This is a genomic window from Salinimonas sediminis, assembly GCF_003429285.1.
GTDB lineage: Bacteria > Pseudomonadota > Gammaproteobacteria > Enterobacterales > Alteromonadaceae > Alteromonas > Alteromonas indica.
Map to the genome: position 1 here is coordinate 1,871,844 of NZ_CP031769.1, position 15,319 is coordinate 1,887,162.

The 15,319-nt window shown below is 48.3% G+C and carries 12 protein-coding genes; 7 read left to right on the forward strand and 5 right to left on the reverse strand.

What is annotated here, in order from left to right; genetic code table 11:
- Positions 1-17: 17 nt before the first annotated feature.
- Positions 18-1,022, reverse strand: a complete 1,005-nt coding sequence (locus D0Y50_RS08415) for a GlxA family transcriptional regulator (protein WP_332308383.1) — start codon at positions 1,020-1,022, stop codon at positions 18-20.
- A gap of 157 nt (positions 1,023-1,179) precedes the next feature.
- Here D0Y50_RS08415 and D0Y50_RS08420 point away from each other — a divergent pair, with 157 nt between their 5' ends.
- The 3 genes from D0Y50_RS08420 (at position 1,180) to D0Y50_RS08430 (ending at position 4,230) form a co-directional block, all read left to right on the forward strand.
- Positions 1,180-2,184, forward strand: coding sequence for an NADP-dependent oxidoreductase (locus tag D0Y50_RS08420; RefSeq protein WP_117316433.1), 1,005 nt, complete (start codon positions 1,180-1,182; stop codon positions 2,182-2,184).
- An 11-nt stretch (positions 2,185-2,195) separates the two neighbouring features.
- Positions 2,196-2,957: an SDR family oxidoreductase gene (locus D0Y50_RS08425; protein WP_117316436.1), complete on the forward strand. Its 762-nt coding sequence runs from the start codon at positions 2,196-2,198 to the stop codon at positions 2,955-2,957.
- Between the two features lie 292 nt (positions 2,958-3,249).
- Complete coding sequence (locus tag D0Y50_RS08430) at positions 3,250-4,230, forward strand: response regulator transcription factor (protein WP_117316438.1); 981 nt, start codon at positions 3,250-3,252, stop codon at positions 4,228-4,230.
- Positions 4,231-4,280: 50 nt separating this feature from the next.
- Here the strand turns inward: D0Y50_RS08430 and D0Y50_RS08435 are convergent, their stop codons facing one another.
- Positions 4,281-5,471, reverse strand: a complete 1,191-nt coding sequence (locus tag D0Y50_RS08435) for an amino acid aminotransferase (RefSeq protein WP_117316440.1) — start codon at positions 5,469-5,471, stop codon at positions 4,281-4,283.
- Between the two features lie 118 nt (positions 5,472-5,589).
- The gene (locus tag D0Y50_RS08440; RefSeq protein WP_117316442.1) at positions 5,590-6,357 is read right to left on the reverse strand and encodes an NRDE family protein; all 768 of its coding nucleotides are present in this window, start codon (positions 6,355-6,357) and stop codon (positions 5,590-5,592) included.
- 222 nt (positions 6,358-6,579) lie between these two features.
- Here D0Y50_RS08440 and D0Y50_RS08445 point away from each other — a divergent pair, with 222 nt between their 5' ends.
- Positions 6,580-7,821 carry a cystathionine gamma-synthase family protein gene (locus D0Y50_RS08445; RefSeq protein ID WP_117316444.1) on the forward strand — a complete coding sequence of 414 codons (1,242 nt, stop codon included), beginning with the start codon at positions 6,580-6,582 and terminating at the stop codon, positions 7,819-7,821.
- A gap of 144 nt (positions 7,822-7,965) precedes the next feature.
- Here the strand turns inward: D0Y50_RS08445 and D0Y50_RS08450 are convergent, their stop codons facing one another.
- Positions 7,966-9,678, reverse strand: coding sequence for a M1 family metallopeptidase (locus tag D0Y50_RS08450; protein ID WP_117316447.1), 1,713 nt, complete (start codon positions 9,676-9,678; stop codon positions 7,966-7,968).
- Positions 9,679-10,155: 477 nt separating this feature from the next.
- Here D0Y50_RS08450 and D0Y50_RS08460 point away from each other — a divergent pair, with 477 nt between their 5' ends.
- Both D0Y50_RS08460 and D0Y50_RS08465 read left to right on the forward strand, forming a co-directional pair.
- Positions 10,156-10,767 carry an FMN-dependent NADH-azoreductase gene (locus D0Y50_RS08460; protein ID WP_117316449.1) on the forward strand — a complete coding sequence of 204 codons (612 nt, stop codon included), beginning with the start codon at positions 10,156-10,158 and terminating at the stop codon, positions 10,765-10,767.
- Between the two features lie 462 nt (positions 10,768-11,229).
- On the forward strand, positions 11,230-13,749 hold the full coding sequence (locus D0Y50_RS08465) for a S9 family peptidase (RefSeq protein WP_117316451.1): 2,520 nt from the start codon (positions 11,230-11,232) through the stop codon (positions 13,747-13,749).
- A gap of 102 nt (positions 13,750-13,851) precedes the next feature.
- Here D0Y50_RS08465 and rrtA read toward each other — a convergent pair whose 3' ends face one another.
- A complete protein-coding gene (rrtA, locus tag D0Y50_RS08470) occupies positions 13,852-14,448 on the reverse strand; it encodes a rhombosortase (RefSeq protein WP_108566941.1) in 597 nt (198 codons plus the stop codon).
- Positions 14,449-14,539: 91 nt separating this feature from the next.
- On the opposite strand from rrtA, the gene D0Y50_RS08475 reads away from it, so the two are divergent.
- Complete coding sequence (locus tag D0Y50_RS08475; RefSeq protein ID WP_108566942.1) at positions 14,540-15,304, forward strand: enoyl-CoA hydratase; 765 nt, start codon at positions 14,540-14,542, stop codon at positions 15,302-15,304.
- Positions 15,305-15,319 lie beyond the last annotated feature (15 nt).

A 15,319-nucleotide genomic window follows, 5' to 3' on the forward strand; every position in this document is an offset into this window, starting at 1 on the left:
TTTATATGACGTTTTTATTACAGTAAGTCTCCCGGCGCGAATTTTGACCGATATTGGGACGGAGAGCAACCGGTTTGCCGCTTGAACAGGCGAGAGAAGGAGCTGGCATCTTCATAACCGATTTCGCTAAGAATGCGCTCAATGGTCCAGCGCTGGGTTTCAAGTAACTTACGGGCATGATCAATCCGGATTTGCTGAATATACTGCACCGGGGTTTGGCCAGTAGCAGCCTTAAACCGTCGGATCAGCGTACGGGTTGTAAGGTTGAACTGCGCCGCTAGCTGGGGCAGGGCAACCGGTTGACGCAAGTGATCAGCAAGGTAAGACTGCACGGTTTTAATCAGCTCATCCTGGTGATGCTGTTGACGACGACTACCCGCGTATAAGGTCTGGTTAAAACGCGGCAAATCCAAGACGTGGGCTTTTGCTGTCTGCCGCGCCACCTGAGTACCGGCATAACGTTCAATAAGTACCAATGCTAAGTCAAACCAGGCCATACCGCCTCCCGCACAGAATAGATTTTCATCCATGGTATGCAATTTCTCGCTATGTAAATTAACCGTCGGATAAGCCGCGGCAAATGCGTTCGCAAATCCCCAGTGCGTCGTTGCCTGACGTCCTTCCAGGATGCCGGCCTGGGCGAGTAAGAATACGCCGGTGCAGTTAGCGGCGATATCCACTTGTTGCTGATGATACTGGCGTAATATGGGATATAAACGTTGTTCACTGGTTAGTACCTCCTCAAGTTGGCTACCAATAGAGGGGATCAATAACACATCGGGACGGATAGCAGGGTCCAGAGCGCCATCAGTTTTAAGCGTCAGGCCATTGGCGCAGCGAATGTCAGTGCCGCGTGCAGATACTAACTCTACCGAGAACACCGGGCGACGAGTTTCGCCATGTATCGCCTGCCAGGTCACCCCAGCTTGGGCAAACAAATCTACCACTCCGGTAATGGCACTGGAGAGCGCATTATCAAAACCGTATACCATCACTTTGGCAGGTCGCTTATCCGGCATCATTAGTTAATTCCATAAAGATGTATAACGAACATAAATGTATGTCCTAATTAACCATAATTGTGTCATTTTTGACAGTAATTAGAAGGTCCGACCTGTGTCACAATCAATTAACATTTCAGCTTACTGGTATAATCCAGGGTAATGATACGGAGAGATGATGAAAAATAAGCAATGGTTATTGGCCGCCCGCCCGCAAGGTGAACCCACCCGTGATAACTGGCAATATACTGAAACTGAATTGGCCGAACCCGGCGCTGGAGAAGTACAGGTTAAGGTTGAATATATCTCTTTAGACCCTGCTATGCGCGGCTGGATGAACGATAGTAAATCCTATATTGAGCCGGTGCAGATAGGTGAGGTCATGCGTGCAGGTGCTGTAGGTGAAGTCATTAAATCCAATGATGATAACTTTTCTGCGGGCGACAAAGTATACGGTAACTTTGGCGTACAGAGTTATGCTGTATGTTCTACTAAGGGCATCCATAAAGTAGACCCATCGCTGGCACCACTTGAACGGTATCTGGGTGTATTAGGCATGCCAGGTATGACCGCCTATTTTGGCTTGCTAAAAACCGGTTTACCGAAAGCAGGTGAAACCGTAGTGGTATCCGGGGCTGCCGGAGCGGTAGGCAGTGTCGTAGGTCAGGTAGCTAAAATTAAAGGCTGTCGGGTAGTCGGTATCGCCGGCGGCCAGGAAAAGTGTAAATATCTCACCGAACAGCTGGGTTTTGATGCGGTGATTGACTATAAAAACGAAGACGTTAAGAAAGCTTTACGCAGCGCTTGCCCGCAGGGCGTAGATGTATACTTTGATAACGTGGGTGGCGAGATTCTCGATGCAGTACTTACGGCTATTAATTTACATGCACGTATCGTTATTTGTGGGGCAATTAGCCAATACAATAATACTACCGCGGTAAAGGGGCCTTCAAACTATCTGTCATTATTGGTAAATCGGGCCCGTATGGAGGGGATAGTGGTCTTTGATAATGCCCCGCATTACGGCGAAGCCGCACAGGAAATGGCCGGCTGGATAGCCCAGGGTAAACTCAAAGCTAAAGAACATGTGGTAGCGGGCTTAGAAACATTCCCTGATACGTTGATGATGCTGTTTAAAGGGGAAAACTTCGGCAAACTGGTCATGCAAGTAGAGCATGGATAAGGAATGTGTAGATGAAGGATTTGTTTAACCTGACCGGCAAGGTGGCCCTGGTGACTGGCGCAAGCCGGGGCATCGGGGAATCGATAGCACATTTGTTAGCGCAGTATGGGGCCCACGTAATTGTTTCCAGCCGAAAACTTGAAGCCTGCGAAGCCGTCGCTCAGGCTATCCGGGAAAATGGTGGCAAGGCCAGTGCACTGGCCTGTCATGTTGGCGACATGCAGCAAATTGATGCCCTGTTTGACAATATTCAGGCCGCCCATGGCCAGTTGGATATTCTGATAAACAATGCGGCTGCCAATCCTTATTTTGGCCATATTCTTGATACTGACCTGGCTGCGTTTCAAAAAACTGTAGATGTGAATATCCGAGGGTATTTCTTTATGTCGGTGGCGGCAGGCAAAATGATGCGCGAACAAGGCCAGGGGGTAATCTTAAATACAGCCTCAGTTAATGGTGTTGTAGCTGGCGACATGCAGGGTATTTACTCTATTACTAAAGCGGCCGTAATTAGCATGACCAAATCATTTGCCAAAGAGTGTGGCAAATTCAATATTCGGGTTAATGCCCTGTTGCCAGGGTTGACTGACACCAAGTTTGCCTCAGCATTAACCGGTAACGACAAAATATTAAAAAGTGCGCTGAGCCAGATCCCGCTGGGCAGGGTGGCGCAGCCCGATGAAATGGCCGGCACCGTGCTGTATTTAGTGTCTGATGCTTCAAGTTATACTACCGGCAGCACCATTATTGTAGATGGCGGCATGCTGGCGTAGCAAAAGTAACGTGTAAACTGGCGCCTCAATGGCGCCTTTTTTATGCGCTGAGCGAGGAGCGTGCCCGACTTGTTCAGTTGGGTCTATTGTGGCGCTGCTGTTTAATCCACCCTGTGTCAATGATAACCGCATTGATTTTCCCCTGGCTATCGAAGCATGGCCTAATTTCCCGGCAATCGGGATAAAAAGAGGCACAACGGTGAATCTGGGTCTATAACTACTGCTATGGTGTCATTAATGGCGCATTGTGCAATAACCGAACGCGTGGGCAGCGTTAATCAGGGAGAATGATATGTTACGGTTATTAATTATAGAAGCAGACGATACGCAATCTGAGATTTACCAGATGGCGCTGGATGAGTATTTTACTATTGAACGGGTGGCCGATTTTAGCGCTGCCAGCGAGCTTATCCCCCATAGCGATATTGTTATCAGCGACTGGGAGATCGGTGCCCAAAACGTGGCTTGCTTAGCTACGCATTTTACTAAACAGCAACCAGATGATTTACCTGTATTGATAGTTGTTACCACCGACAACCGCGAATCGAGCATGATACAGGCTTATAATAATGGAGCCTCTTTTTATATTACCCGGCCCTACAAAGTTATTCAGTTTACCGAATCGGTGCTGGCGGTAAAAAACCAGATTGAAACCGTAGCCCAAATTCGTCGGGACCGTGAACAAACCGCGTTATCAACAAAAACGGCTATCGGCCAGTGTACGTTATACGGCATGGGAATGGATTTAGCGTCGGCGCTGGTGCTAAGCCAGGATATGCCGGCTATGGCTAAAAAAATGCTAAGCACATTACGTTTAAATGGTATTCATGCCGCTATTGAACTGCGCGATACGCAAAATCGCATTTTGCTAGACAGTGATGAAAAGGAATGTGATGAAACACTCGCCGAAACCTTTTCGGTGTTAAAACACCAAGGTACATGTTACCGGTTTGGACGTCGTTGCATGCTAACGGAAGGGGATATGTCATTATTGCTCAAACATGTGGTACATAGTGAAGATGATCTATACGAAACGACCATTGATGTATGCCGAAAACTGTTAGTGATAGCCCATGCGCATTACTGCCAGTGGCGCCACCGTGAAGCATTGCAAGATACCCAGGCACAAATAATTAATCTGATAACCGCCAATGAAACCGAGACCCGGGCGCGGGGTTTGGAGGATTTAACAGGGATGTTAGACACCGCGAGCGCCCCCGACGAGAACCACGAAATACGTGGCGCACGGTTACTTGATTTAGAGCGGTTTTAAAACCTCCGGGGCCTGCCGCTTAACGACAAACCCCGGAGAAAATACGGTCTTTACAGTACCGATACCAGCGCTTTGGCCAGCGTATCAACATTATTTTTGTTGATACCTGCTATGTTGACCCGGCTTGAATCAACAAAGTAAACACTGTGCTGGGCACGCACCTGGCGTACTTGTTCAGGCGTGATACACAAAAATGAGAACATACCTTTTTGCGTATTCAAAAAGCTAAAGTCTTTTTGGGCGCCATTTTCTTCTAGTTTTTCAACCAGCATGGTGCGCAAGCTATGCATACGGTTACGCATACTGTTAACTTCGCTCACCCAATCCTGCTTTAATGCCGTATCGGACAAAATAATATCTACCAGCGCACCACCGTAGCTTGGCGGCATAGAATAAATACCCCGGGCCACCGATTGTATTTGTCCCTGGGCAATTTTCTTCACTTTGCTGCTATCGGTGATGATCGCAGCCAGGCCTACCCGTTCGCGGTACAAGCCAAAATTTTTGCTACATGATGCTGCAATAATGACTTCTGGAAGATTTTCGGCCAGCAGGCGAACACCATATGCGTCTTCTTCCAAGCCATCGCCAAAGCCAAGATATGCGACATCCAGGAAAGGTAAAAAGCCTTTTTCCTGAGCCAAGGTTAACACCGCGTCCCACTGTGCGTTGGTTAAGTCAGCACCGGTAGGGTTGTGGCAACAACCGTGCAGTAATACCACATCGCCTTTACCGGCTTCACTTAACTTCTCCATCATGGCATCAAAATTAATCCCTGCCATGGCTTTATCAAAATAGGGATAGGTTTCCAGTTTCAGGCCGGCGGAGCCAATCAGAGGAATATGATTGGCCCACGTTGGGTCGCTAACAAATACCCGAGCACCTTTATTACAGCGAACCAACAACTCAGATAATATCCGCAGCGCGCCACAACCGCCAGGTGCTTGTACCGCGGCTACCCGGTCAGCCATCATTACCGGGCTTTGTTCACCCAATAGTAAGGCGAGCATATTATTGATATAGCCTTGGTTACCCTGTGGTGTGATGTAGGTTTTGCTGGTTTCACGCTCAAGCAGGATGTGTTGGGCCTGTGCGACAGACGATAAAATCGGTGTATTGCCTTTTTCGTCTTTATATACACCTACGCCAAGGTCAATTTTGGCATTATTTTTATCTTCCGAGAAAGCGGCAGACAAACCGAGAATCGGATCAGGATCTAAATGGGGTAATACTTCAAACACAGTGGTTCCTCACGTTGCGTGAATAATAAGCGAGGCAGGCATTATGCCAGTCGTAGTAAAAAATACGAGTCCTAAAAGCAGAAATTATCAATAAGTATTGAATGGTTATGCATAAATATCAGATAAATTGAAACAGCGCGTTAGCCTGATTAATTTGCTCACCCTCCCGGTTGAACGTTCGTTCTGTCCAACTGGCGCTACCATCCCGTTTAACCAGGAGCAGGGTAGAGGACCGCGTACCATACTCTGGCAATTGAATAAATATGGGAGATAGACGTTTTTCCCACGCTTGTTCGATACCGGTAGTGGGTAATAATTCATCCGGCGCCTGGGTACTATCCTTAAGTAAGGCGAACAGCGCTTCTTCTTCTAAGTTGATCGCGTTATTACAGTATTCGGTCAGCGCGCCTACGCCCCGAGAGACTTTAGGCCAGGGAGCATTAAAAGAAGCGTTGGATAAACCATGGACACCATCGCTTACCGACTCAACTTGCTCACGGTGGTTATTAAATACCTGTAGCTTTTGCCATGTACCAAACAGCAGGTTGTAGCCATTAAACTGATTGGCTTGTTGGCTCAATTCATGGGTAAAAGCCGAATCTGAAGACTGACTCAGTAAATAGCGCACCACCAATTCGCCGCGGGAGCGGGCTTGCGGATTTTCACTATCCGGTTTTCTGATATTCGTTAGTGCTGCGATGCGCCCGCTACGGGTTACCCCCATCCAGGTGCCACCTGCCTGTAAATCTTTGCCTGCAAAAATAGGCGGATGCGAGCTCCATATATGTGAGCTCTGGGTAGGGCGGGCATGAAACTCATCCCGGTTTGCAGCGATAATGAGCGGGTAATCTTTACGCTGCCTTTGCGCAATGAACAAAATACACATAACGGCAGATACATCTCCTATAGGCCCTAGTGCGTGGTTCTTATAAGCCTTTTGTATTAAAGCGGATCATCGAAACAGCGGTGTAAGCACCACTACCCGCGCATAAAGTGCGCAGCGAGTGTAAATAGCCCTTAACGAAATGCGCGAACACGCACACACAAAGATATTTTTATGCTAACGTTGCAGCTTATTATTTTAGTCTGCAGATGGAGCATCCTTTTCGTGAGCAAACAGGGCTTTACTACCCGCCAAATCCACGCCGACCGGCAGTTAAATCAACCTGAACATGGTGCAGTTCATACTGCTTCAACCAATTCAGTACTGTTTGAATTCAAAGATGCGCAGGGCATTATTGATGTGTTTCAGGGGAAGCAGGCCGGACATGTTTACGGCCGTTCATCAACCGGGTCTGCGGTAGCCTTAGCGAATCAGATCAACGCGCTGGAAGGCGGTTGTGGTGCAGTATGCTTTGCTACCGGTATGGCGGCCATTAGCGGGTTGTTTTTAGCGTTATTCCGCCAGGGCGACCACATCATCGTTAGCCAGTATCTATTTGGAAATACACGCAGCTTAATGGCCACCTTAAGCGATATTGGGTTGCAGATTAGTTTTGTGGATGTCACCTCCTTAGAGGCGATACAGGAGGCATATCAGCCTAATACCCGAGCGGTATTCACTGAAACCGTCGCAAATCCGGCTACTCAGGTAGCGGATATTCAGGCAATAGGTAAATACTGCCAGGAACGCCAGATACCCCTGATTGTGGACAATACCATGTCACCGCCGCCGCTTTTCAACGCACGGGATTTGGGGGCGAGCCTGGTGGTTTCTTCGTTAACTAAGTTTGTTGCCGGTCACGGTAACGCGCTTGGTGGTGTAGTAGTCGATACCGGCCTGTATGACTGGCAAGCTTTTGACAATATTAAGCCGGCCTATCAAGTTGCCGATCCCCGCCAGTGGGGCCTCACCCAGATAAAGAAAAAAGGCCTACGGGATATGGGCGCGACCTTATCTCCGGATGCTGCGCATAAGATAGCGGTGGGAATGGAAACCCTTGGCTTACGTATGCAACGTGCTTGTAATAATGCTCAGCAACTGGCCACTTTTCTGGATAACCATGACAAAGTGGCAAGGGTATTTTATCCGGGGCTGGCAGACCATCCGCAGCATTTTATCGCCCGCGAACAAATGCAGAATGGCTATGGGGCGATGTTAAGTATTGACCTGATAGACAGTATCGACCCGGTGGCCTTTTTAAATGCCTTAACCCTGGTAATTTGCGCTACGCACCTGGGCGATACCCGTACCCTGGCGCTACCCGTGGCACCCACAATTTTCTTTGAAAGCGGCGCCCAGGAACGAGCACGCATGGGAATCAGTGAAACTATGATCAGAATATCAGTAGGCATTGAAGACCTTGACGACCTGATTGCTGATTTTGGTCAGGCATTGAACCAGTTTTAATACGGCAAGGTTTAATGACTCGAATCAGACCTGCTTAGACCATGCCGGGGCGTATTAAAACCTCGGCATGGTTAGGCGCGATAGGGCTAATCTTTATTGGTGCAATAGCCTGGTATCTAAGCCGTGCACAATCTCGGGGGGACTTCACGATGCATCTTGTGCTTTTGCCTCTTCATAGCGGGCTTCAAAGCGCAGAATTTTACTGGCCGGGTCTATAATCACAATATCTTCAGGCTTGAGCTTTATAGCAGTGGGCTGCGCCATGGACAGGGTTGTTATCTTGCCATTAATGCTTACCTCTAGCGGCATGGTAAATGGGCTGGATGCCGCGGTTTGCCAGCGAAAACTAATAGAGGTTTTATCGCGTGTGACATCTAGGCGGGGCAAACTGGCCTGATATAAATAGGTATCAAAAAACCAGTTCATGTTTTGACCGGTCTGTTGGTTGACATTGTTGATAAAGTCTTTGGTCGCTGCATACACCGGCGAAAAGTTACCCGGCTGGGGATCGTTGCGGCCATATACAGTGCGGGTGACCGCGTTAAAAAACGCCTCATCACCAATTAAATACCGCAGGGTGTGCATTATCCATGCGCCTTTATAATAAATATCCAGCCCCGGTCCTTTGTCGCTATCGTAGACTTCTTCTTCGGCACGCGGTTGGCCGCTTACAATAGGATAGCGATTAGTTATCTGCTGACGAATTTTATTCAGATACGCGTAATAGGCCAGATTGCCATGCAGGTATTGGGCGTAAAGCGGCTGCATATAAGTACCCAACCCTTCGTGCAGCCACATATGGTCCCAGTTGCTGTTGGTTAACTGGTTGCCAAACCATTCATGGGCAAACTCATGCTGCATTAGCCAGTCAAAACCGTACTCATCTTTTGCATAATCGTTACCATAAGCATTAATTGATTGATGCTCCATACCTTTATGAGGGGTTTGCACCACGCCCACTTTGTCGTTAGCAAAAGGGTAGGGGCCGATGAACTTCTCAAAAAACGCTATCATCGAGGGCAGTTCATCAAACAAGACCTGAGCTTTGGTTTTTTCTTCGTCGTTGGTAGGAAGATAATAGTAAGTGATAGGAAAACGGTTACCATACTGACTAGTAAAACCCGCCGATAAAGTTTCATATGGGGCAATATTTAACGCGATACCATAGGTATTTGTAGGGTAATCGGAATGCCAGTGAAATGTATGCGCGGTTTCCTGCTGTGTCACCTTATGTAAGGCACCGTTACTGGCTGCGATTAAATGTTTAGGCACCGTTATGTGCATATCAAGCGATTGTGGTTCGCCGGTAGGCTGATCGATACACGGCCAGAATAAATCGCAACCTTCACCCTGGACCGCGGTGGCAAGCCATTCGTCACCGGAGGCGGTTTTTTGCCACATCACACCACCATCCCAGGGTGCATTCACCGGGGTCCGGGGGCGGCCATAATATTTCATTTTAAGTTTAAGAGGGAAGGTAACCGCCGCGGGTGGGGTGATGAGCACCTGACCATCCGGGTTTTTTACGTTACCTGCGGGCACGGGCTTGTCGTTTACCCACACCTGTTCAATTTTAAAGCGGGTATCAAGGTCCACAGAGAGGGTTCTTTTCTTGCGTTTGCTGTCCAGGGTTAGAATACTGGTACCGTATAGCACTTCGCGCTCGAAATCGAAATTGAACCATAAATCAGCGTGCTGAATTCTTAAGCCTCGCTGCAACGGGGGAATAAAGCCCCCGCTTTTCAGCGTATAGGGGGTCGAAAGCTCTCTGGAAGGCTCACCTTTGACTACCGGTTTGCGGGTAGCGCAGGCGGTTAACACCAGCAAAGGTATTAAACCTATTGCGAATTTCTGCATTAAAAATTCCTGCCAAAACTGTAGTAGATGATAAAAACCAGTAATGATGACGTGGTTTGTGTGTGCAGTACAGCATTCGCGCGCCAAATAACGCGGTGAGTGCGGTAAACTTTATTATCTTTGTGGCTAAACAATACCTTACAATGCTTTGGGTATACAGCCCTGTGAATGCTAAACGGCTGTTTTAACATCAATAGATAAAACATGTAAATGATGCGTTAAAAGCAAGACAAAGCGTGAACATCAGTGATATAGTTTATTTTGCAAGTTGTGTGGCCTCCCAGTTGTCGCTTAGTCTGGTTACTCTCTGTTTTGGCGAACTCGGTATACGGTCTTAGTGCGGAAGCCACCCTTGCATTACCTCATACCCCTACCTATATTCCATTTATTCGAACGTTTCCTTGCATATTTTAAAATTTTAATCGATTTACTCCTGACGTAGACTAACAGCACTTATTGAACACGTCGGAGTACACTATGACAAATGTTCTGGTCCTCAAGTCCAGCCTTAATCAAACTAATGGTAATTCCAATAAATTAATCAACAGCTATATCGCAAAGCTGACCGCCCAGCACACTGTGAGTTTGGCTGAGCGCGATCTAGCGGCGCAGCCATTATCCCATTTGTCAGAGCAGGAAATGGCCGCATGGATGACTGAACCGGCAAAGCGCAGCGATGAACAACAAGCGCTGGCAGCGCTATCCGATAATATCGTGGCCGAAGTCATGCAGGCAGACCACATCGTTATCGGGGTACCCATGTATAATTTTGGTATTCCTTCTGTACTTAAAGCCTGGATTGACCGTGTTGCGCGGGCGGGAATTACCTTTAAATATACTGATACCGGCCCGGTGGGATTGCTTGAAGGCAAATCTGTTACGATACTGGCGGCCCGGGGAGGCCAGTATCAGGGCACTGAATTTGATACCCAAAGTCGATACCTGGAACATTTTTTTAATTTTATCGGGATTACCGATATCAACTTTGTGTATGCAGAAGGGCTGGCGATGGGCGCCGAAGCAGCCAACCAGGCATTTGATGCAGCAGATAAAAAAATTGTTGAACTAATTGAACAGGCCGCTGACTAACTTTATGCAGTTAGCGAAAAGTGTTCATTGCCCGGCAGTGAATACGTTTCAAGCTAAAGTGTGTTCCAAGTTGAGTGTGCTTGATTGCCCCGCGGGATAGCGGGGCTTTTTTTTGCCGGTTATTTAGTGAATGCACAGGTTGCCAGCCGCTTAAGCCGCGCTTGGGCTTCTGCGTTAATTTAATGTATCTTTGGCATAGGTGTGCTGGTTACTGGGTTGCCGCAGACGCGCCCCAGGGGCGGATGATTCCCTGCACCTGAGCGAGAGCCTACCGCTGCTAGTACAAAGCCAAATCAGGCAGTGTGAGCTTAGCCGCTGGTGATCTTTTATCCCCTTGCCCCCATCGCGGGCCTAAAAAGAGGCAGGACGATTGCGCCAACATAGCAGATGAAGCTTGACCGGCAATCACCTGCTTTGCGTATAATGCGTGTTCAAATAACAAAATATAAACGACGGACACACATGAATAAACTTTCCACTTTGGTATTGGCTGCCGCGGTGGCCAGCGCCCTTGGCGCTTGTTCATCTACTTCTGCACCTACACCTACGCCCGATACTACCGCCGACGCGCCGAATACGACCAGCCAGCCTGCTCCGGCCAAAGTTATTAAGACGGCCCCGGCCGCCGCCGCATCAGACAACAACACTATAACCTTGAAAAAAATTATGTCTGATCCCCAGTGGATGGGGCGCCAGCCTCAGCATGCCGGCTTCTCCATCGATGGCGCAAAGATTGTTTTTGAACAAGAGAAAACCGATAGCGATTTGCGGGAGGTTTATAGTGCCAATGTAACGCGGCCAGACCATGCATCAAAAGCTGAATTAGCCGACTTGCATACTTTACGTTACGACGAATATGTGGTCAGTCCCGATGGCAATACAACGGCCTTTCGCTTTAAAGACAGTGTTTTTGTAAAATTTGATCAGGGCCAGCAGACCGGTCAGATTGTTCAGCTTACCCGGGGCGGGGCGGCACTGTCGCAACTGCGCTTTATGCAGGATGGCCGGTTGATGGCCCGCAGTGCCAATAAGATTATTGCTATTAACCTGGCTACAGGGCAGCGTGAGCAATTGCTGAGCTGGCAGTTTGCTGACCAGCCTGAACCGGTTACCGAGCCAGCAGACTATGTGGCGCGCGAGCAGGTTTCTTTGTTGGCTTATATTGCAAAACAGCGTCGCCATGCTGAAGAAACGCAAACCGCAGAACAAGCGTTGGCCGAGCACAGTCCGGCAGTCGCTGCGACCCCTGTGTACTTTGCCGCCGATGAACGTTTGGTCGCCGTCTCTATGTCACCGGCAGGGGATAAGGCGATATTAGCCACCACCGAAGATACCCCGTGGCGCAAGGACAACGATATTATGCCCCATTATATTCAGGATGATGGCAGAATTGAGGCAAAACAAGTGCGTCAACGGGTTGCGGATGCTGAGTCGGTAAAGCATAACCTGTGGTTAGTAGATGTTGCCAGCGGTGAAAAAACAGCCTTATCAATGGTGAATTTACCCGGCTATAACGATGATGTTCTAGCGGAAGTAAAAACAGAAAATGCCAAAGCCCGCGGTGAGACGTACCAGGTCAATCGCCTGCCACGCGATATCACGTTATTAGAAAGCTGGTACTGGAACAAACCATCTATCCGCTGGCACCAGTCAGGTGAGCAGGTAGCAATAATGCTTGAAGCCTGGGATAACAAAGATCGGTGGCTGACTACGGTTGACCTGAAAAACGCTAAGTTGGTTAACCAGGCACGGTTACATGATGATGCCTGGATTAATTATCAATTTAATCAGTTTGGCTGGTTGCATAATAGTCACACGCTTTACTATCAATCAGAACGTTCAGGCTACGCTCATATCTATACCCAGGTTCCGGGGCAGGCTGCCCAGGCCCTGACCCAGGGACAGTTTGAAGCGGATGAACTGACCCTGACCCATGACGACCAGTTTATTTACTACAAAGCCAATAAAAAGCATCCTGGTATTTATGAAATTTACCGGGTTAACCTGCAAACCGGTAAACATGAGGCGCTTACTGATCTTAACGGTATGACCGACTACACATTAAGCCCGGATGAGCAGACGTTATTGTTAACTCACAGCTCAGTCACCCGGCCGCCTGAGTTAATGATTAAACCGACGGCGGCGGATACCAAGCCCCGCCAGATCACCCATACGGTGAGCGAAGAATTTCTGGCGTTACCCTGGGCCAGCCCGAAGGTGGTGGCCATCGAGTCCAGCAATACTGCACAACCTATTTATGCGCGGGTTTATTTACCGGAAAATTATCAACAGGGCGGTCCCCACAAAGCGGTCGTGTTTAACCACGGCGCTGGCTATTTACAAAACGCGCATCTGGGCTGGTCAGGTTATTTTCGTGAATTTATGTTCAATAGTATGTTAGTCCAGCAAGGCTACGTGGTGATGGATATGGATTATCGTGCATCAGCCGGCTATGGGCGGGATTGGCGTACTGCTATATATCGCAACATGGGCACGCCAGAGGTAGACGATCTGCGAGATGGCATCAATTGGCTGGTTACCAATGCGAATGTTGATGCTCAGCGAATAGGCACATATGGGGGATCCTACGGCGGCTTTTTAACTTTTATGGCAATGTTCACTCAGCCGGATTTGTTTGCCGCCGGTGCGGCACTTCGGCCAGTGACGGATTGGGCGCACTACAATACGCCATACACTGCCAATATATTGAATACGCCTGATATAGACCCTATCGCCTATCGTCGCAGCTCCCCCATCTATTTTGCTGATGGGTTGTCAAAACCATTGCTGATTAACGCCCCGATGGTAGATGACAATGTATTTTTCCAAGATACGGTGCGCCTGGTACAAAAGTTAATTGAGCTGGAAAAAGAAGACTTTGAAACCGCCATTTATCCGGTAGAGCCCCATGGTTTTGTGCAGCCCAGTTCGTGGTTGGATGAGTACCGGCGTATATACGCGCTCTTTGAAGAAAACCTTTAAGTAAAAAGCCCGGCCTGATAGCCGGGCTTTTTGTTGTTGTATGTTAAGGGAGCACGACAGTTATCGCTATCATTCACTATGCGCGTATATGAGCTTACCGGTTTATTGCCTTGAAGGCTTTTTTCGTTGAATGCCATACATGGCGAAAAATAGAATACCGCCGCTTACCGCGCCATATAAATGCGCATCCACCGCCACGTTGGCCTGAATCAGGCTGGCCACAGACGCACTGCTACCATAAAGTTGTTCGTAGCCAATTTTGGCTGCTACCCCGGCGATAAGCAGCCACCCGGAACGAACGCCGGCAGCAATATCCATGCATGCGCCCCATACAAATACACCATGTAACGCGCCAGATAAACCGGCATACCAGATTAACTCTGGTGAACCAATATATATCGCCATACTGGTGGCCAGGCTGCACCAGGCAAACACCTTAAGAAAGCGGATTATCCGATAATGCTCAGCGTGAAGTAGCCATAGAAGCCCGAGACCCGCCAGATTTAATAACAAATGATAGCCATTAGTATGTACCAGATTAGCACTCAGTAAGCGCCAGGTTTCCCAACCTTGTAATGCATAGCGGTCGTAAACCAGCCATTGGGTTGAAAGCGGTTCAAACAGGTAGATAAGAATAGCAGTAATAGCGACCAATAACGGCCCTAAGCTGTACTTCGGTGCAAGTGGCAGTACGATCATTAATTTCAATGATTTCTATTTTAAACAATGCTGGCTATCATACAGAAAAACAATGAAAAATAACCCTGCAATCAACGTAAAAGGATTAACTATGAATAATGTTACGGTGACCCAGCACGATACTATTTTAGTCCTCACCCTGGACCGGGCAGAGAAAAAGAATGCGTTAACCCGACAAATGTACCAGACGCTGGCCGATGCATTAACTCAGGCCAACGATGACCCGGCTATTAAAGCCGTAAGAATACAAGCCAATGGTGATTGCTTTACCGCGGGCAATGATATTAGTGATTTTGCTCAGCAGGATGAAGGGCGGCATATTTCGGAAGTTTCTGCTTTCATGCATGCACTGGTAGATTGCACTAAACCTGTTGTCGCGCAAGTTCATGGTATGGCGGTGGGTATCGGCACCACAATGCTGCTACACTGCGATCTGGTGTATTGCGAACCGCAAACCCGCTTTGTGTTGCCGTTCATCAATTTAGCGCTGGTACCTGAATATGCTTCAAGTTATCTGTTACCGCGCCTGGCAGGGCGGCGCAAAGCCAGTGAGTGGCTAATGCTGGGTGAACCTTTTAGTGCTCAGGACGCGTACGCTGGCGGCATTGTCACTGACGTGATAGAGGCCGATAATTTAGCCACCCGGGTTGATGCGGTGTGCCAGTCTTTGGCTGCAAAACCCCAGTTTGCGTTACATCACACCAAAGCGCTGCTTAACAATAATAAAGATGCTATCACGCAACAAATTAATGTTGAGTTGGACTTATTCTTAGAAGCCATGGCCAGTGAAGCAGCAACAGAGGCGTTTGACGCATTCTTACACAAACGCCCGGTGGATCCTGCAAAATTTAAATAAGAGGAAAGAGATACC